Source organism: Spirosoma soli, assembly GCF_042684525.1.
In the GTDB taxonomy this organism is placed as follows: Bacteria; Bacteroidota; Bacteroidia; order Cytophagales; family Spirosomataceae; genus Spirosoma; species Spirosoma soli.
Genome location: NZ_JBHULN010000002.1, coordinates 205,311 through 223,010, shown reverse-complemented (window position 1 = coordinate 223,010; position 17,700 = coordinate 205,311). Strand labels below are relative to the sequence as shown.

General features: G+C 50.3%; 15 protein-coding genes. 6 read left to right on the top strand and 9 right to left on the bottom strand.

Annotated features, from left to right (window positions below; translation table 11 throughout):
* Positions 1–23: 23 nt before the first annotated feature.
* Both ACFSUS_RS04465 and rpmH read right to left on the bottom strand, forming a co-directional pair.
* A complete protein-coding gene (locus tag ACFSUS_RS04465) occupies positions 24–431 on the bottom strand; it encodes a ribonuclease P protein component (protein WP_381519645.1) in 408 nt (135 codons plus the stop codon).
* 54 nt (positions 432–485) lie between these two features.
* Positions 486–653, bottom strand: coding sequence for a 50S ribosomal protein L34 (gene rpmH, locus ACFSUS_RS04460; RefSeq protein ID WP_381519643.1), 168 nt, complete (start codon positions 651–653; stop codon positions 486–488).
* A gap of 221 nt (positions 654–874) precedes the next feature.
* Here rpmH and ACFSUS_RS04455 point away from each other — a divergent pair, with 221 nt between their 5' ends.
* From ACFSUS_RS04455 to ACFSUS_RS04430, 6 genes are all read left to right on the top strand, one after another.
* Positions 875–2,455 (top strand): M61 family metallopeptidase, encoded by a 1,581-nt coding sequence (locus ACFSUS_RS04455; RefSeq protein ID WP_381519640.1) that lies wholly within the window; start codon positions 875–877, stop codon positions 2,453–2,455.
* A 17-nt stretch (positions 2,456–2,472) separates the two neighbouring features.
* Entirely contained in the window at positions 2,473–3,579 is a 1,107-nt protein-coding gene (locus tag ACFSUS_RS04450; protein WP_381519637.1) for a glycoside hydrolase family 130 protein, read from the top strand.
* A gap of 33 nt (positions 3,580–3,612) precedes the next feature.
* Entirely contained in the window at positions 3,613–5,142 is a 1,530-nt protein-coding gene (locus tag ACFSUS_RS04445) for an amidase (protein ID WP_381519634.1), read from the top strand.
* Positions 5,143–5,265: 123 nt separating this feature from the next.
* On the top strand, positions 5,266–5,949 hold the full coding sequence (locus ACFSUS_RS04440) for a response regulator transcription factor (RefSeq protein WP_381519631.1): 684 nt from the start codon (positions 5,266–5,268) through the stop codon (positions 5,947–5,949).
* Between the two features lie 6 nt (positions 5,950–5,955).
* A complete protein-coding gene (locus ACFSUS_RS04435) occupies positions 5,956–7,326 on the top strand; it encodes a HAMP domain-containing sensor histidine kinase (protein WP_381519628.1) in 1,371 nt (456 codons plus the stop codon).
* A 96-nt stretch (positions 7,327–7,422) separates the two neighbouring features.
* On the top strand, positions 7,423–8,280 hold the full coding sequence (locus ACFSUS_RS04430) for a hypothetical protein (RefSeq protein WP_381519625.1): 858 nt from the start codon (positions 7,423–7,425) through the stop codon (positions 8,278–8,280).
* Between the two features lie 67 nt (positions 8,281–8,347).
* Here ACFSUS_RS04430 and ACFSUS_RS04425 read toward each other — a convergent pair whose 3' ends face one another.
* The 7 genes from ACFSUS_RS04425 to ACFSUS_RS04395 all read right to left on the bottom strand — a co-directional run bounded on the left by ACFSUS_RS04425 (position 8,348) and on the right by ACFSUS_RS04395 (position 17,514).
* Positions 8,348–9,583: an MFS transporter gene (locus tag ACFSUS_RS04425; RefSeq protein ID WP_381519623.1), complete on the bottom strand. Its 1,236-nt coding sequence runs from the start codon at positions 9,581–9,583 to the stop codon at positions 8,348–8,350.
* Positions 9,584–9,669: 86 nt separating this feature from the next.
* Positions 9,670–11,367 (bottom strand): sodium:solute symporter family transporter, encoded by a 1,698-nt coding sequence (locus ACFSUS_RS04420; RefSeq protein WP_381519620.1) that lies wholly within the window; start codon positions 11,365–11,367, stop codon positions 9,670–9,672.
* A gap of 172 nt (positions 11,368–11,539) precedes the next feature.
* Positions 11,540–11,953 (bottom strand): hypothetical protein, encoded by a 414-nt coding sequence (locus ACFSUS_RS04415; RefSeq protein WP_381519617.1) that lies wholly within the window; start codon positions 11,951–11,953, stop codon positions 11,540–11,542.
* Positions 11,954–12,067: 114 nt separating this feature from the next.
* Positions 12,068–13,312 carry an MFS transporter gene (locus ACFSUS_RS04410; protein ID WP_381519614.1) on the bottom strand — a complete coding sequence of 415 codons (1,245 nt, stop codon included), beginning with the start codon at positions 13,310–13,312 and terminating at the stop codon, positions 12,068–12,070.
* Between the two features lie 30 nt (positions 13,313–13,342).
* A complete protein-coding gene (locus tag ACFSUS_RS04405; protein ID WP_381519612.1) occupies positions 13,343–14,611 on the bottom strand; it encodes an MFS transporter in 1,269 nt (422 codons plus the stop codon).
* A 93-nt stretch (positions 14,612–14,704) separates the two neighbouring features.
* A complete protein-coding gene (locus tag ACFSUS_RS04400) occupies positions 14,705–17,026 on the bottom strand; it encodes a metallophosphoesterase (protein WP_381519609.1) in 2,322 nt (773 codons plus the stop codon).
* Between the two features lie 83 nt (positions 17,027–17,109).
* On the bottom strand, positions 17,110–17,514 hold the full coding sequence (locus ACFSUS_RS04395; RefSeq protein ID WP_381519607.1) for a hypothetical protein: 405 nt from the start codon (positions 17,512–17,514) through the stop codon (positions 17,110–17,112).
* Between the last annotated feature and the right edge of the window lie 186 nt (positions 17,515–17,700).

Here is a 17,700-nt window from a genome sequence, read left to right as displayed (position 1 = left end):
CGTCCAGGGTATGCCAGCTCAGACTAGAATTTCTTTATTGCTAATTTCATACCTTTTTCTATCTCTTCAAACGAAATTATTTGCTTGGCGGTATAAAGAAAGGCAATGGACGCCGGTGGAGTTTTGGCCTGGCTAAGTAAGTGCTTATGAAGTCGGTATGCTTCCCGAACCCGGCGACGCACAAGGTTGCGGTCGACGGCCCGTTTGAAGACGCGTTTGGGAACGGTAATGACAATAGCGGGTAGCTGGAGTTCCGGCGCTGGTGGGGTAGTAGAGGCCGGTTGAGGATGTGGAATATAGAGTACCCGAAACGGAAAAAGGTAGAACGTCCGGTTCGCGCCTGGCGACTCCGACGTACTACCTTTTTTAAATAACTCGCTTAAGATTTTCTTGCTGCAAAGCCGCTCAGATTTAGTGAAGGTTTGCTGCATAAATGTCGGTAAGTTGATCAAAAGGGAACCCTGTGATAAACTCACCGGGTGTAATTACAATTTGAAGCGCTCGCCTTTTTTCTCGTCCGATACGGTCAGTTTCCAGCGGCCTTTGGCACGACGGCGGGCCAGTACTTTACGGCCGTTGGCGGTGGCCATACGCTCGCGGAAGCCGTGCTTATTTTTCCGCTTGCGGTTCGATGGTTGGTACGTTCTTTTCATGATATATCTTGCCTAAAACCCTTGTTTTCCAAATGAGTCCGCAAAGATAGGAGAATGATGGCAGTTTATCAAGCGCTGCTTTAGAAAAACGATTTGCCCTTCTTTTCGTTGATAACTAGTGAGGTAAGTGTCGCCAATACTGCACGTAAATGAACGTCTTAAACGTATTCTATTTATCTGCTGCTGCACTTATTTCCTTATTTTGACTTAATTGCTAAACTATGCATTATCGCCTGTCTGCTGACCCAACCTTACCTCATTATATCGCTGTTGAAGCCTTCCTCACCAACATTACAACAGCGGAGGTTGAGCTACAATTGCCAGCCTGGCGTCCGGGGCGTTACGAATTACAGCAATTTGCCAAAAATATTCAGCGTTTCGACATAGTCGATCAGAACGGACGGCTCCTGCCTTTTCAAAAGATCACCAAAGACCGCTGGCGGGTGCAGACTAAGCAGACAACTGATTTAACCGTCCGATATAACTATTACGCTTTGCTGCCGACGCCTAATCTGCTGAACGCCGGTAGCAGCTTCGTGAGCGATACGTTGCTGTACGTTAATCCGGTGAATCTGTGTCTGTATGCCGAAGGACGAATTAATGAGCCGTGTCTACTTGAACTGGGTATTCCACAAGATTGGACGGTAGCCTGCGGATTAGCACCGACTTCAGATCAGGCCCACATATTTCAGGCCGCTGATTTTTACGAATTGGTCGATTGTCCGCTGATGGCGGCTCCCGTTATGCAGCACGTTCGATACGAAGTAAGAGGCATTTCGTTTCACGTATGGATTCAGGGGGGGCGTCGGACGGATGGTAACCCCACGTTTGATGCCGACCGTATCGTTCATGACTTTAGCCGTTTCTCCGAGAAACAGCTTGATTTATACGGTGAGTTTCCCGAACGTGACTACCATTTTCTGACGCTGGTCCTCCCCGTACCACATTACCACGGCGTAGAACATCGCAATTCGACGATGCTGGTGTTAGGGCCTAATGATGAAGGAGAAGGGTTATACCAGGATTTACTGGGCGTATCGTCGCACGAGTTGTTTCATGCCTGGAACATCATCCGCATTCGACCGACGGAACTTCTACCGTATGACTTCACTCGGGAAAATTACTTTTCTACCTGCTTTGTAGCAGAAGGCGTAACCACCTATTACGGTGATCTGATGCTTCGGCAGTCGGGCGTGTTCAACGATGAAGCGTATCTTAAAGAGTTACAGGTGCTCTTTAAACGGCATTTTGAAAATAACGGGCGGGCGTTTCAATCGTTAGCGGAATCTTCCTGGGATCTGTGGCTCGATGGGTATGATAAAGGCGTACCCGATCGGAAAGTCTCTGTTTATCACAAAGGGGCTATTGTGGCGCTAATTTTAGACCTGCACATTCGTCGGCTTACTGACCATGTCCGCTCCTTAGACGATGTGATGCAGCAGATGTGGCAACACTTTGGTAAGCCTTTTATCGGCTATACGTTAGCTGACTACCGGGCTATTACGGAAGCCGTAGCCGGTGAGCCACTGGACTGGTATTATGAGGTATGTATTTTCGGTAATAAACCACTCGAAGCTAAACTCAATGAATATCTGGCTTGGGTAGCGCTGGAGATTATTTATGAAGAGCCCTCTCTGGATCGGCCGGGCGGTATTCGCCTACTAGAGCGAGATGATATTCAGGGCCGACAGCAACGGGCCCGGTGGCTTGGTCATTCATTGTTGGAGGATGGAGCCGTTGAGTTACCGCAGGAAAGACCAGTACCACAAGGAAAATTGGGCAAAAGCGTAGTTGCGAAATGAATTAACACAATAAAGACATGAAAAAAGCCCGATGCCTTCAGGCCGCCTTACTTCTGGTATTCCTGACCAATTTGGTGTTGGCTCAGTCAACGCCCGAAAAGCCGTGGATGCTGGGGCCGTTTCAAAAACAAAACAAGGACAACCCTATTCTGGATGCGAAGGCCAGCACTACGTTTCCGTGTCCGGTGCGGAAAGAAACGGTGCATTGGGAGGAGAAAGACGTATTCAACCCGGCAACGGTGGTGCGCAATGGAAAGGTGTATATGATCTACCGGGCCGAAGATACCGTTGGTAAACATGCGGGTACATCCCGTCTAGGGTTGGCTGTAAGTTCGGATGGAATTCATTTTCAGCGGATGCCCAAACCTGTTTTTTACCCGGATAACGACGCCATGAAAGTCTACGAGTGGGAGGGTGGCTGCGAAGACCCGCGGGTTGTGGAAAGCCCCAACGGAGTGTATGTGATGACCTATACGGCTTACGATGGTGATAAAGCCCGGCTGTGCGTGGCCACCTCGCGTGATTTGACGAACTGGCAGAAACAAGGATTAGCGTTCGACCAGTTCGACAATGGTCGGTATCGTAACGAATGGTCAAAGTCAGGGGCCATCGTTTGCAAACGCGTGGGAAGCCGGTTGGTAGCGCAAAAGATAAACGGTAAATACTGGATGTACTGGGGTGATCAGCCTGAGCTTCGTATTGCTACGTCCGATGATTTATTGCACTGGACACCCCTTGAAACAGATAAAAGCAAACCCTTCGCTGTTGCCGAGTCCCGGAAAGGAAAGTATGACGTTCGCCTGATTGAGCCTGGGCCGTTTGCGATGTTAACACCAGCAGGTATCCTGTTGATTTATAATGGCATGAACGACGCCAAGAATGGCGATACAAATCTACCCGAAGGCGCGTACGCAGGTGGTCAGTTGCTCTTCGATGCCCAACACCCTGAAAAACTCATCGATCGTTCGGAAACTTACTTTATTAAACCTGACCAACCCTATGAGATGGAGGGGCAGGTGAACCAGGTGTGTTTTCTGGAGGGTATGGTTCCTTTTCGCGGTAAATGGTTTTTGTATTATGGTACAGCCGATTCAAAGATTGGCGTAGCGGTAGCTCCGCAGTAGTATTTCTCTGCTAAACCATCCTCTTAAAATAGCATGCAGACCTCGTCTACCTCAATCCTTTCGTTCGACGAATACGTTTCGCACGATGCAACGGCGCTGGCTGAACTGGTGCGAACTGGCGAGGTTACACCCGCCGAGCTTCTCGAGGCAGCTATCGCCCGCGCCGAGTCGGTTAATCCGCAACTGAACGCCATTGTAACCCCTTTGTATGAACAAGGCGTTGCCATGACTAAACAATTGCCTCCTTCAGGACCGTTTCGGGGTGTACCCTTCCTGCTTAAAGATTTAGAGCTCGAATGGGCAGGCACACCCATGAAATCGGGGAGCCGGGGCTATCAAAACTATGTCTCGACCGCCGACAGCGAGGTGACTAAACGCTTAAAAGAGGCTGGACTAATCTTTTTCGGTAAGACCAATACGCCCGAATTTGGCCTGACGCCTTATACGGAGTCAAAACTATATGGCCCCGCTCGTAACCCCTGGAAGCTCACCCATTCGCCGGGTGGGTCGAGTGGTGGCTCAGCTGCGGCCGTGGCAGCAGGCATTGTCCCCGCAGCGACAGCTTCAGACGGGGGTGGCTCTATTCGCATTCCGGCAGCTTGCTGCGGCTTATTCGGGTTCAAACCCTCGCGGGGGCGCGTTACCCTCGGTCCGCGTTTTGGCGAGTTATGGAATGGCGCCGTTATCGGTCATGCCGTCACGCGCAGTGTTCGCGATAGTGCCGGATTATTAGATGTTGTGGCGGGTGGACCAACGTATCAGCCATTTCCGGGTGACCCTTATTTGATAACTCCGCCTGAGCGTCCGTTTGTCGAAGAAGTTGAGCGAGCGCCGGGTAAGCTACGTATCGCCTTCTCGACACAGGCGCTGATGCCTTCGCAAGTCATTGATCCTGAATGCGTAAAAGCAGTGCAAGAAACAGTTCGGCTGTTAGAGAGCCTGGGCCATATCGTTGAGGAGGTGCCGCTGCCTTACGAAAAGACGATTGTGACCGAAGCTTTTTTCGTGACGGTACTCAGCGAAACGGCGGCTACGCTCCGGGAGTTAAGTGCTTACCTGGGACGGCCCGTTCGGCGTGGCGATGTCGAACTTAATACGTGGGCGCAGGCCCGGCTGGCTGGTGGATTCTCGGCGGAAGACCTGGCGTTTCAAAAACGGCGCTGGAACACCCTGAACCGCAGCATGGGGCGGCTCCACGAAAGCTATGATTTGTTTCTGACACCCACGCTTCCGCGTTCGCCAATCGCGATTGGCACCTTTCAGAATAAGGCCTCAGAAGAGCGGTTGCTTAAGTTAGTCGATACTGTTGGAGGGTTGAAATACTTAAAGAACAGCAAAACGGTGGAAGACCTGGCGGAAAGATCGCTGGGTTATATTTCTTACACAGTCATCACAAATATGACCGGTCAGCCGTCCATGTCTGTTCCCTTGCATTGGTCGGCCGATGGATTGCCCATTGGGGTCATGTTTGCCGCTAAACTCGGCGATGAAGCAACGCTGTTCCGGCTGGCGGGTCAATTGGAACAGGCCCGCCCCTGGTTCAATAAGCGCCCCGTACTTTAGAAGTTGTTTGAATAAGTAATTTTGAGGCAACCCGATGCATAATGCTCCGGTCACAGACCGGATAACGCCTGAGCATAGTCTGAGATTATGCTCAACATGGCTATAACAATTCGTTCATTTATTATGCGTACCATACTTATTGTTGAAGACGACCGACGAATTGCGCAGAACATTAGCCGTAGTCTGCGCGAAGAAGGGTACGCCACCGAAGTAGCTTATGAAGGGTACGCAGGACGTCAACTTGCACTTGATCAGGCTATTGACCTGCTAATTCTGGACATTAACCTGCCCGGTCTGAACGGATATGAAGTTTGTCGTAGCGTTCGGCTTCAAAAACCCGACTTACCCATTATCATGCTAACGGCACTGGGCGAAATCGAGGACAAAATCGAAGGCTTGTCGTTGGGGGCTGATGATTACTTAGTTAAACCATTTGACTTGCGTGAACTGAGCGCCCGCATCGGGGTCTGGATGCGCCGGGCGAATTCGAAGCAGATAACTAAGGAAGACGTGCTACAAATTGCCGATTTGGTAATAAACTTATCGGCCAAGACCGTTAGTCGTCAGAATATACCGATCGACTTGACAGCCCGCGAGTTTACGCTATTAGAATATCTGGTTCGTAATCAGGGGCGGGTTGTATCAAAAATGGACTTGAGCGAGCAGGTTTGGGGGCTAAATTTCGACTCAGGTACCAATGTCGTTGAAGTATACATCAACTACTTACGTCGGAAAATTGATCGCGACTTCGTACCAAAACTAATTCACACCCGACCCGGTCTGGGCTACGTGCTCCGGGAAGACTAACTCCTCATGACGATACGTAACCGAATTGCCCTCCAGTTTTCGATCATTGTAGCCGTTATTTTACTTGTCTTCTCGCTGATCGTTTATCTCCGTTCTGAACAATATCGGCAGAAAGAATTTTATGACCGACTGGAGCAGCGCGCCCGAACAACGGTGAAGTTTTTAACCGAAGTCGAAGAGGTTGATCGTAATCTGCTGCGGATTATTGACCGTAACACGTTAATCACTTTATACGATCAGAAGGTATTCGTTTTTGATGCTACGAACCACCTGCTTTACGCCAGCATTGATGAGGATTCATTGGCGATTCCCTCTTCATTGTTGACCCAAATCAGGATGGAAAAGGTCGTACGTACGGAGTTAGGCGAACGAGAGATATTTGGATTGTTTTCTTCCGAAAACTCCCAACCGCTGACCGTTGTCGCGTCGGCCTATGATAAGTTTGGTAAAGGCGAATTACGTGACTTAAAACGAACGCTCATCTGGAACCTGCTCATCGGCATCGGTTGTACGGTTGTGTTGGGTGTGCTCTTTGCGGGTCAATCATTGCGTCCCATCAGCCAAATCAACCACCAGGTATCCACTATCAATGCGCTGAATCTTCAGCAACGGCTGGACGAAGGTAATCGCCAGGATGAGGTAGCACAACTCGCTATTAATTTTAACCTGGTGCTGGGGCGACTCCAACAGGCATTTGAGCAGCAGCGTACCTTTATCTCTCACGCATCCCATGAGCTACGAACTCCCCTGACTGCGCTCAAATCAGAACTTCAGCTTGGATTACGTCATACGCTCGCCCCCGAACAGTACCAGCGAATACTGTACGATCTCTCTGCGGATACTGACCGGATCATAAACCTGACCAATAGTTTGCTGTTACTCGCTCGCACACTCGATGCGCCTGCTCAACTAGCTCATGAAAAAGTTTTTATAGATGACGTTGTATTTTCGGCCTGTGACGAGTTGTTGAGCGCCTGGCCCACCTACCGAATCGACGTAGGTTTTGCCAACGTGCATGACTCAGAAGAGCATCCACAAGTGCTGGGCGACGAGTTGTTATTACGGCGGATGCTGCTCAATCTAATCGATAACGCTTGTAAATACAGCCCCGACCATCGCGCCGTTGTTCGTATTGCTACTGACGAGTCAACGTGCCGGGTGAATGTGACCGACCAGGGTATTGGTATAGCGCCGGATCAGATAAAACGAATTTTTGACCCGTTCTACCGTGCCGAAAACGCCCGGACTCACAACGGTTTTGGCCTGGGTCTATCCATCTGCCAGCGCATTATCGAACTGCACCAGGGCCGCATTGAGGTCGTTAGCCAGCCTGACGCAGGTAGTACATTCACCGTAGTTTTGCCACTCAAAGGGTAATTGAAAATCTAATTTTTTTCTAATGTAGCTGTAAGCTTCCCCTAATAGCGCTGTTCTACCTTTGCCAGTCGATAGCTAAAATGCTATCGACTCAACATGCAACAAGTCATAAATTTTATAGGAATAGATCAGACAACATTGGTTTGGCTGATAGTGCTCATCCTATGTGCAGGCTTGTTCGCCTACGCCAATCGACAGTTAGATTCGATTAATCTGGAATCAACCAAGGCTGGTCCCGACCAGACTGGATTGTATAACTGGCTTTACCGGATATTCTACGTTACGTATGCAGGCGGTTTAATCAGCCTTGGTACGCTTGCTTACATTGCCCCAACACTTACTATAATAGTTTCAGGCTTTGTTGCGTTTCTGTTTGCCCTTAAAAGCCTGAACCGTTGGCTTTCATTAGCGATAAACGCTGCCGTTCACCGGGTCAGCCAATGGCGATGGTCGATGTCTCTTCGGTCGGTGCGACTAGGGCTATTGGGCGTCGGTGTTAGCACCGTAACTTTTGTTGAAGAGGAATGCCTGTTAGGGTTTATGTCGATCAGCCCTGAAAATGTGATCGGTATTATTTCAAGTCGTTTAAACCATGCCGAAGTTTGGGACTGGGCCAACGGACTGGTTGTGATAACCGAGTATGTGTTGGGCAGTGCCTTGTGGCAGGCATCCATACGGTTGCGTCAGGAAAATGAGTTTCTGTCTCTCGCCATGAAGACCTCAAGCTACTCGTGGCGAGCTGATTCACTACTGCTGACCTATCTGGCCCTGTTGATTGGGCTGATCAGTACAACCGCTTTTGTTTCACTGACGCCTGTATCTGACTATGCTTTCTGGATTGGTTACGCTACTGTTTTGCTTGGACAACTTACACCAACCGGTCAACGTATTGGTAAAGACCTGCTGCGTCGTTTCGAATCGCTGTTTCGCTCCACCAATCATCACACGCTTTAGTAAATTATAATCCTCGACCAGGGTAATTTGTCAGATTGCTACTAACCCGATTGAGTAGCGCGTCTATTTATTCTGAATAGTCCAGCTCCTTGCCAAACGTTTCCTCTATCGTTAGTAGCGACCAGAAACCAAGGCCAAAGCAGAGCAGCGCAACAACCCCCGCTGCACCTAATACACCTATCGCTGGCTTCATGGCTTGAAAAGCCGGAATCGTCAGTAACGTAGTCGCCCTTACGTTGTTAGCTACCGAGGTAGTTGCCGTAGCCCGTAGATTGGTACCGAAGCTTTCGGCCGTAATGGTCAAAAACATGGCGATGTAGCCAATGCTGAAGCCCATGCCAAGGCAGATGGCGTAAAATAAAGGCGCTGAATTAATAAGCCCCGACAAGTAGATCAAAACGAATACAAGGGTGAAGCCCATCATCAGGCCGATGGCTTTTCGACGTGACTGTACGTATTGACTCAGGGGGCCGCTCAGCAGATCGCCAACAGCGGTGCCAATGTAAGTAAACATCACGCACCGACCCGGCTGAATGGGTTCGTTGATGCCGAGCGCTTTGCCAAACTCGTTGCCGAAAGTGGCCAGAATGCCAATCACTAAATACGTCGGTAACGCAATGCCCATGCAGCGCAGGTAACGTAATAAACGATCCTTACCTTGAAACAAAGCCCAGAAATTTCCACGGGATGCGGTGGTTTCCTGAACACGTTTGAACATGCCAGATTCCAGTACGCTGACCCGTAGCAACAATAAGCCCAAGCCCAGCCCGCCCCCAATAAAATAGGTCGTGCGCCAATCGAAGAGTGTAACGGTAAAATAGCCCACCACGGCCCCCAGCAAACCAACACCAGCCACAAGCGAAGACCCTAACCCGCGTAACTCTTTCGGGAGAATCTCGCTGACTAACGTAATACCCGCTCCTAACTCACCAGCCAGACCCAGGCCAGCAATAAACCGGAGTATGGCATATACATTAGGATCGTGGACAAAACCACAGGCAATGTTGGCCAGCGAATAGGTTATGATGCTGCCAAAGAGCACCGACAATCGACCGCGTTTGTCGCCCAGGATGCCCCAGAAGATGCCACCCAGCAGAAGCCCGGCCTGCTGAAAGTTCAGAATGCGTCCGCCGATTAGAGAAACATCCGCTTCTGATAAATCCAGATCTTTTAGGCTGGGCACACGCACGATGTTGAACAGCAACAGATCGTAGACATCAACGAAGTAGCCCAGCGCAGCCACAATTACCGGCAGGGCAAACAACGGACGGAGCGATACGGGACGAGATTCGGCAACTTGCATCGACTGTAAATAATCTGACAGAACACAGGTTAGGCGGATCGAGCGGATTTGCCTAACCTGTGTTCTGTCAGGGTTTCAATAAGTTTTTACCAGAACCGGATATACAAGGCAGAAATCAACAGCAGAATAATCGCAATTAATGCCGTCGTTGATGGCGACAGGCGGAACATGCTTGCATCAATCTCAAACGCTTTGGGGTTCACTTTAGGCCCGGCCAGGCTAATGGCTACCATCAGGAGGACCGTTAACACGAATGACCAGCCCATCGCAATCAGGAACGGAATCTCATAAACACCCTTCGAGTTTGGGAAGGCCGTGTACATGAGCGTTTCATTGCCAAACAAGCCCGGTGCAAAGTTGTTGAACAGTACGGCAAAGCCAAAGCCGGCCAGAACGCCAACTACCGCAGCCACACCCGTAGTGCGCTTCCAGAAAAAGCCCAGAATAAAGATGGCAAAGATACCCGGGCTGATGTAGCCCGTGTACTTCTGAATGTACGTAAAACCACCCTCGCCACCAATGCCCAGCGCATCGCTCCAGGCGAAGGCGATGGAAACAATCATCGCAATGAGGATCGTCAACCGACCGATCCACACCAACTGTTTTTCTTCGGCAGTTTTATTGATGTATTTGTGATAAATGTCCAGCGTGAAGATGGTCGAAATGGAGTTCGCTTTTCCCGCCAGCGACGCTACAATGGCCGCCGTCAGGGCCGCCACCGATAAACCTTTTAAACCATTGGGCAAAAAGGTAAGCACCGCCGAGTAAGCATTGTCGCCCACAACGATACCATCGCGAACCATTTCCTGTTGCAAACCGCCGTTTTTGAAGATAACATAAGCCGCAATGCCGGGCAGCATTACGATAACTGGCATAAAAATCTTCAGCAAAGCGGCAAATAAGATACCTGTGCGGGCCGTTTGCAGGTCGGCACCCAGCGCACGCTGGGTGATGTATTGGTTACAACCCCAGTAGTTAAGGTTTACAATCCATTGACCGGCGAAATACATGGCAATACCGGGTAAGGTCAAGTACTTATTGATATCAGCCTGGGCGGCTCCGGGACCAGGTTTTTCGAAGATCATGTGAAAGTGATCATCGGCGTCGCGAATCATTGACGTAAAGCCCGCAATAGCTGAACTACCCAGCCCAAATGTCTCACTCACCTTAGTGAGCGCCAGGTAGGTTGTTACCAGTCCGCCGATAATCAGGACCAGTACCTGAATGACGTCGGTAAACCCGATAACTTTCATGCCACCGAGCGTAATGACCACAGCAAACAGACTTAGTCCGATGATAATGGCATGGAACGAGTCGCCCCCGATGAGATTGCTGATAGCCGACGCGCCCAGAAACAGAATAGACGTGAGGTTAACAAACACATACAGAAACAGCCAGAATATCGCCATAATTAAACTCACGGTCTCGTTGTAGCGGGTACTCAAAAACTGAGGCATGGTGTAGATGTGGTTCTTGAGGTAAATGGGAATGAACCACACCGCTACGATAATGAGGGCAATAGCCGCTACCCATTCGTAGGCTGCAATAGCCACCCCTAACCGGAAACCATCACCCGACATACCAATGAACTGCTCGGCCGAAATGTTCGACGCAATCAGCGAAGCGCCAATGGCCCACCAGGTCAGCGAACCCTCGGCCAGGAAGAAATCTTTAGTATCAGTTTGTACTTTTTGCTTTCGTTTGTAAATCCAATATCCATACGAGGAGACACCTATAAAGTACAGAAGAAAAATAACGTAATCGGTCAGGTTTAATTGATTCATTGCAGCACGCAGAAGAGGTTTCTATTTTAGCTCGTAAAAAAGCAATTATTTCTTGAAATAGGCTTTATCAATCCCGAAATCATTTGCCAAATGAAGCCAATGGCCCCGTTTAAAACGTAAAAAGCACGAAGCTCGGCCCCGTGCTAATCTGGATTCATTTATGTTTAAAGAACTAGTTCATCGAAATAAGTCGATTTGGCAGAGCTTCAGTTAACGTTGGTGTCGTGAGTTTAAACGTCATTTCCTGTGTTTGCGAACCACCCGTTACCCGGAAGGTGTACTTACCATCGCTGATCTGGCTCATGTCGAACTGCTGACGGAAGCTGTTACGCTTGTTGCTTTTTTTGGGGAGCACGCCATGATACAATATTTTACCACGTTCGTTGTACAACTCCACGCTAATCTTGTCTTCGGGTTTATACTTCTCCAGATGCAGCCAGAGTTTAGAGGCATCAGCTGCTGGAAACATGGCCGCTGCAAATGATTTCGTTGAGGATAGGTCATCCTGAGCCAAGCCAGGAAGCGATACGGATACAATGGCGGCCAGCAATAAGGTGCTGAGAGTCGACTTGAGGAACGTTTTCATTGAGTTGAAGAATTAAGTGGAAACCTTTAACTGTCAACCCAATGATGCTAAAATGCTGGCTGGGAGCTGCCGTTCTGGAGCAACGGTTTCAGCGAATGATAAACGGTTTTAACGTCACTCAACGAAGTCTAACTCCTTACCAAAGGTCTCTTCCATGCGGCTTAACGACCAAAACGCCATTCCGTAAACGACGCCCCCCAGCAAACCAGCTGCAACCAGCGCACCCACGGACGGCTTGAGCGCTTGAAAAAGTAACGTCATGGGGATAAGCGTGCCACGAACAATGCTTGGTACCGATGTGGTGGCCGTATTACGAAGGTTGGTGCCATACAGTTCAGCCACCATAGTCAGGAACATGGCAATGTACCCGGTGCAGAATCCGGCGAGTAGGCACACGGTATAAATGCCGCTGGCGGTAGTAATGCCCCCAAACAAATAAACCCCGCTAAGAACCATGCTGAAAACGAGCAGACCCGTTATGGCGCGAAGCCGCGATTGTAACCACTGACTCAAGGGGCCGCTGAGTAAGTCGCCCCCGGCTAAGCCGACGTAAATCATCATGACGCAACGACCTGGCTTTACTACTTCACTAATACCCAGGGCCTGGCCAAATTCGTTAGCGAACGTAGCTAGTATGCCAACAATGAACCAGGTCGGAATACCCACCGTCACACAACGGAGGTACTTGATGGCTTGTGGCCAGCTGCTGAAAAAGTAAAGAAAGTTACCCCGCTTAACGCCCTTATGCTCGACGTTCATGCGGCTAAACAGGCCGGACTCAAATACGCTGACTCGCAGCAGCAATAAGGCAAGCCCCATGCCACCACCCACCCAGAAGGCCGTGCGCCAGTTGAAGTATTCGACGGTGAGGTAAGCGGCCCCGGCTCCGAGGTAACCAATACCCGCCACGACGGACGAACCATAGCTGCGAATCTCTTTGGGCAAAATTTCACTGACCAGCACCATGGCCGCTCCAATCTCGCCCGACAGACCAACCCCGGCAACAAACCGTAACAAGGCGTACATGTTAACGTCCTGCACAAAGCCGCAGGCAATGTTGGTGAGTGAATAGGTAACAATGCTCCCGAACAGCACCGACATCCGTCCTCGTTTGTCGCCTAACACACCCCATAATATGCCACCCAAGACTAACCCGGCTTGTTGGCAATTTAAAATGAACGTACCCGCTCTGGACACCTCGACTTCCGACAAACCCAGCGATTGCAGACTCGGCACGCGCACAATGCTGAAGATAAGCATGTCGTATACGTCCACAAAGAAACCCAGCGCCGATACAATCACTGGCAACGTAAGCAGAGGGCGGAGCGAAACGCGGGGAGCGGGGCTGAGTGTATGCATGTAAGGCTGGCAGAGTAAGCTGATCGCTGGTTATTCTTCCAGATAGTTCAGGTCTTTACCGTGGGTTTCGGGAATAGTCAGGATGGAGTAAAAGCCAATGACAAAGCTAATCAGCCCTACAACGGCCCCCGCGTTGATGATGTCCAAAGAGGGCTTCAGGTATTGGTAGAGACTCGTCATCAGAATGACTGTCCCGCGTACCATGTTGGGTACCGTTGTCGCGGCTGTAGCGCGGATGTTGGTACCAAACTGCTCGGCCCCAATGGTCACAAACATGGCCCAGTAACCGATGCCAAAGCCCATTGCCAAACATAGGCCGTACAAAACAGTAGCGCTGCTAATACCAACGTACAGGTAAATCAAGCCAAACACGAGCGCAATCGCCATGAGTAACGTAACGGCTTTTTTGCGAGATGCCATGGCCTGGCTAATGAAACCACTGGCCAAATCTCCCACGGCCAAGCCGACATAACACCACATAATGGCCAGGCCGGGTTGTATCTCTTCCGCAATGCCCAGGGCTCGGCCAAATTCGTTGCTGAACGTGGCCAGAATACCAATCACGAACCAGGTTGGTAGCCCAATACCAATACATTTGAGGTAGCGGATGAATCGGTCTGCGTTGGTGAAGAAAGACAGGAAGTTACCCCGGCTCACGTGCTTCTGCTCGGTTACGTCTTTAAACATGCCCGACTCGACGACACCCACGCGCAGGAGTAACAAACCAAAGCCTAAACCACCTCCCACGAAAAAAGCCGTTTGCCAGTCGAATAATTTTACTGTGAAATACGCCACCACAGCTCCGAAAAGACCAATGCCTGCCACAAGCGAGGTGCCAATGGCCCGTTTTTCTTTGGGCAGAATTTCGCTTACCAGCGTGATACCCGCACCCAGCTCGCCAGCTAAGCCAATACCGGCTACGAATCGCATGAGGGCATAATAGGTAGTGGGGTTCATGAACGTAATGTCCTTCACGAAGCCGCAGGCAATGTTGGCGATTGAATACGTAATGATGCTGCCAAACAGTACCGATAGTCGGCCGCGCTTGTCACCAATAACGCCCCACAGAATCCCTCCGAGCAGTAAGCCGCCCATCTGCCAGTTTAAAATACTAGCCCCAACAGTAGAGATTTGCTCGGGTGTTAACCCTAAATCTTTTAAGCTAGGAACCCGTACGATACCGAAAAGCAACAGGTCATAAATATCAACGAAGTAACCCAGCGCGGCCACAATGACCGGTAGGCCGAACAGACTGGTTGATGGAGATTGCTTTTCAGAAGAAAGAGTAGGAACAGCCATGCGGCAAAATCAGTGGTTGAGGGACAATGATTCTGCAATAATACAAAACGGCCAAAGAATAGTAAGGTTAAAAACTGTATTAAGCCCCATGACTTACTGGCGGACTACCTTCCTGGTCAGCGTTTGTTGCCCTACTTGCACAGTCAATAGATACGTACCGGCCGAAGTAGGCATCGGTATTGATTCCGTGACGTGCGTTGTCAAACCAAACTGCTTTTGAAACACTGATTTACCTTGAGAGTCTCGCAGAAATAAACGAACCTCTTGTTTCTGCGTAGTCGATAAATCAATTTGAACGACATCGTGGGCCGGATTTGGGTAGATACTCAATCGACCACCGGCAAACTCCTCGGCCTCGGTTGGCAACAAGATTGTCACAGACGCTTGCCCCGAGCCAGTGCCCTTGCCGCAGCTGTTTTCCAGAGCTGTGATGGAGTACGTAGCAGTTTGCTTGGCCAGGACAGTTACTGCAGTAGGGGTAGTTGTGGCCGAGAACGACGTCCCATCCGACAAGCTGCCTCGCCAGGGGCCATCGCCGGTAAAACTGAGGGTCAGGGAGGCTGGTTGTCCTTGCAAAACCGTGGCTGAGCCTGTGAGCGTAGCCGTTGGTAACGCACTTACCGTAAACGCACCACTCGATGCGACGTCTGCATACGTTATGCCGCGCGGACGAACCTGGAGTCGGTAACCTGTTCCGGCTGGTAGGTTGGCCGGCAAGGTCGCTTTTAACTGGCTCAATGCCCCTGAGCCTACTAAACGCTCGGGCGTAAAATTGCCAGACGCGTCCGATAGCAATACGTCGTACTGCCACCCGGCGGCCTTCGTTGTGTTTTCGGGAAGAGCAGTAACCGATATGGTGCTACTCGCACAAACAGAACCAGTGGGGGTTTGGGCGGTTAACTTAGGGCGGGCTTGTACGTTCACCTGAAACTGATCGGTAAGGCATTGCTGAGGATCTGTAACCTTAACCGAAAACTGCCCCGATGTAGCCGCTACATAACGAATACTGCGGTTTGTCTGGCCGTTACTCCAGCGGTACTCGCCGGGCCAGGAGGCATTGAGTTGAAGTGTGTCGGCGAATTCAGCCGTAAGCGCTGACGTTTTGTTCACGCTTTTTATGATCGTAAACCGATCCGGTACTGAACCGTCGGCGGCTACCCACTGGCCATCCATACGATTGTCCGTTACGTCAACAACCAATGATCCGCCAAGAGACGTATTGCTGTAAATCATGGCTGGGTGTGGATAACCAGCCGCTTGGCCGCCTAGTTGTCCCCCTGACCCGGCTACGGCATAAACAGTGCCAACGCCCTGGCTGACAACCGGGCAGGAATTAGCTGAGCCATCGTACCTGAATGTCGTGGTATCAGTTGTGTTAGTCCGTTTCTGAAATGTATTGGCCAAACCGGTGTGGTTTCGCAACCGGTATGAGCGCTCATACACATGGCTATGCCCGTTCAGGACCAGATCAACGCCGAAACGTTCGAGAATAGGGGTAAGATTTTGACGAAGCCGTACTAGCTCGTCTTCTGTATCCGAGTTATGAGAGCCTTTAGTATGGGGTGGATGATGAAAGTAAACAACCGTCCAGGGACGCTTATTGGCGGTTAAATCGCGTTTGAGCCATTGTACTTGGGTGCCAGTTGTATCATAAAGCCGGGACTGGCTGCCTTGAGTGCCGTAGGAATCTAGTGAAATAAAATGGACGTTACCATAATCATACGAGTAGTATGAGGCTGTTTCTGAGGGGACTCCACCCGCTTCGCCTTTTACCGGGACACTGAATATCTTGTAATAATCAATATCCATAGCGCAAATGTTGTCGCCATAATCGTGATTACCGGGAGCAGGCCATACCGGAATATTTTTGAAAAAATCAGGGTAGACGGCGAATACTTTCTGACCAAACTCCGCATCGGTGCCCGCGTTGTACGCGTTATCGCCGAGCCACAGCCAGATGTCAGGACGGTGGCCAGCAGTGAAGCGCGCAATCTGGTCACGGACGGCGAACTGGTTAGGGGTTGCGCTACCAAAGTCACCGAGTGCCCAAAACCGGATTGGGGCGGTACTACCAGCAACCGGCGCTGTACGCACATTTTGGGTAGAGTCACCAGATAGGACCGCTGCGGTACTACCAATAGTGTAATAATATTTTGTAGCTGGTTGAAGGCCCGTTAGCGTAACAATATGTTCGGTGGTTAGCTGGGCCACGGATGCCTGCTGGTTAAATTGACCAGCGCGGGTGCCGAACGTAACGCGACTGTCAGTAGACTGGTTGGTGCGCCAGCGGACAGTAACCGAGGTTGGGGTGACGACTTGTAGATACGGCCCTCGGGTAATAGTGGGCGCCTGGCCTAAAGCGGTAAGGCTTGAAAGCAGCCAATAAATGACGGATGAATGAAAGTACAGTTTCATACGGTGTCGTTATGTCACCGCAAAATACGCTTCCAGCTAAGAACATTCCTAGCTGGAAGTAAACAGAGAGTCAGCTTGTTTGTCTAGCGGTTTGTCTCCGCCAGCGCCTGGTGCATCCGCAGCAGGTACCGCACTGGCCAATCGCTTTTGTTGTACGATTCAAGCTGAATCGTTTTGATAAGTAGGAGCCGTTCTGTTTTCCGACGCTCGTCCGCCGGAAGGCTTCTCAACCGAAGAGGTAGTTCATGTAAGGCTTGGTTCAATTGAACGCAGGCCGTTACGGGCAGCGAAAAATGGGCTGCCAATCGCTCAACATCCGAGAGTTTCCATAAATCTGGCTTGGCGCGTCGGTTGCGAATAGCGTTACCGCTGACTCCCAGCGCCAAGCCTAGTTGTTCGTCGTTGAGTGAACATTCGCGGAGCCGCCACATGACGGCCTGGTAGTTGTTCGCAAATGAGTGTAGTGTGGTGCGTAAATAGTCTACCAAGTTTTACAGAGTTTAGATCAGTCATTGGCTTTGCATCGAATGACCAACGGGTTTTTAGACTTTACGAATCACAATCAGAAGGTAGGTTAACATTCCCAAGACGCAGACGATAAACGCATTGTATATCAGTGTAGTGCGCCTGTATTGGCCAATGAGGTTAACACTTCATCCAATTGTATATACCGG

Excerpts from the sequence above, each read along its gene's own strand:
- ACFSUS_RS04465 (WP_381519645.1), bottom strand. The coding sequence starts at position 431 with ATGCAGCAAACCTTCACTAAATCTGAGCGGCTTTGCAGCAAGAAAATC.
- rpmH (WP_381519643.1), bottom strand. The coding sequence starts at position 653 with ATGAAAAGAACGTACCAACCATCGAACCGCAAGCGGAAAAATAAGCAC.
- ACFSUS_RS04455 (WP_381519640.1), top strand. The coding sequence starts at position 875 with ATGCATTATCGCCTGTCTGCTGACCCAACCTTACCTCATTATATCGCT.
- ACFSUS_RS04450 (WP_381519637.1), top strand. The coding sequence starts at position 2,473 with ATGAAAAAAGCCCGATGCCTTCAGGCCGCCTTACTTCTGGTATTCCTG.
- ACFSUS_RS04445 (WP_381519634.1), top strand. The coding sequence starts at position 3,613 with ATGCAGACCTCGTCTACCTCAATCCTTTCGTTCGACGAATACGTTTCG.
- ACFSUS_RS04440 (WP_381519631.1), top strand. The coding sequence starts at position 5,266 with ATGCGTACCATACTTATTGTTGAAGACGACCGACGAATTGCGCAGAAC.
- ACFSUS_RS04435 (WP_381519628.1), top strand. The coding sequence starts at position 5,956 with ATGACGATACGTAACCGAATTGCCCTCCAGTTTTCGATCATTGTAGCC.
- ACFSUS_RS04430 (WP_381519625.1), top strand. The coding sequence starts at position 7,423 with ATGCAACAAGTCATAAATTTTATAGGAATAGATCAGACAACATTGGTT.
- ACFSUS_RS04425 (WP_381519623.1), bottom strand. The coding sequence starts at position 9,583 with ATGCAAGTTGCCGAATCTCGTCCCGTATCGCTCCGTCCGTTGTTTGCC.
- ACFSUS_RS04420 (WP_381519620.1), bottom strand. The coding sequence starts at position 11,367 with ATGAATCAATTAAACCTGACCGATTACGTTATTTTTCTTCTGTACTTT.
- ACFSUS_RS04415 (WP_381519617.1), bottom strand. The coding sequence starts at position 11,953 with ATGAAAACGTTCCTCAAGTCGACTCTCAGCACCTTATTGCTGGCCGCC.
- ACFSUS_RS04410 (WP_381519614.1), bottom strand. The coding sequence starts at position 13,312 with ATGCATACACTCAGCCCCGCTCCCCGCGTTTCGCTCCGCCCTCTGCTT.
- ACFSUS_RS04405 (WP_381519612.1), bottom strand. The coding sequence starts at position 14,611 with ATGGCTGTTCCTACTCTTTCTTCTGAAAAGCAATCTCCATCAACCAGT.
- ACFSUS_RS04400 (WP_381519609.1), bottom strand. The coding sequence starts at position 17,026 with ATGAAACTGTACTTTCATTCATCCGTCATTTATTGGCTGCTTTCAAGC.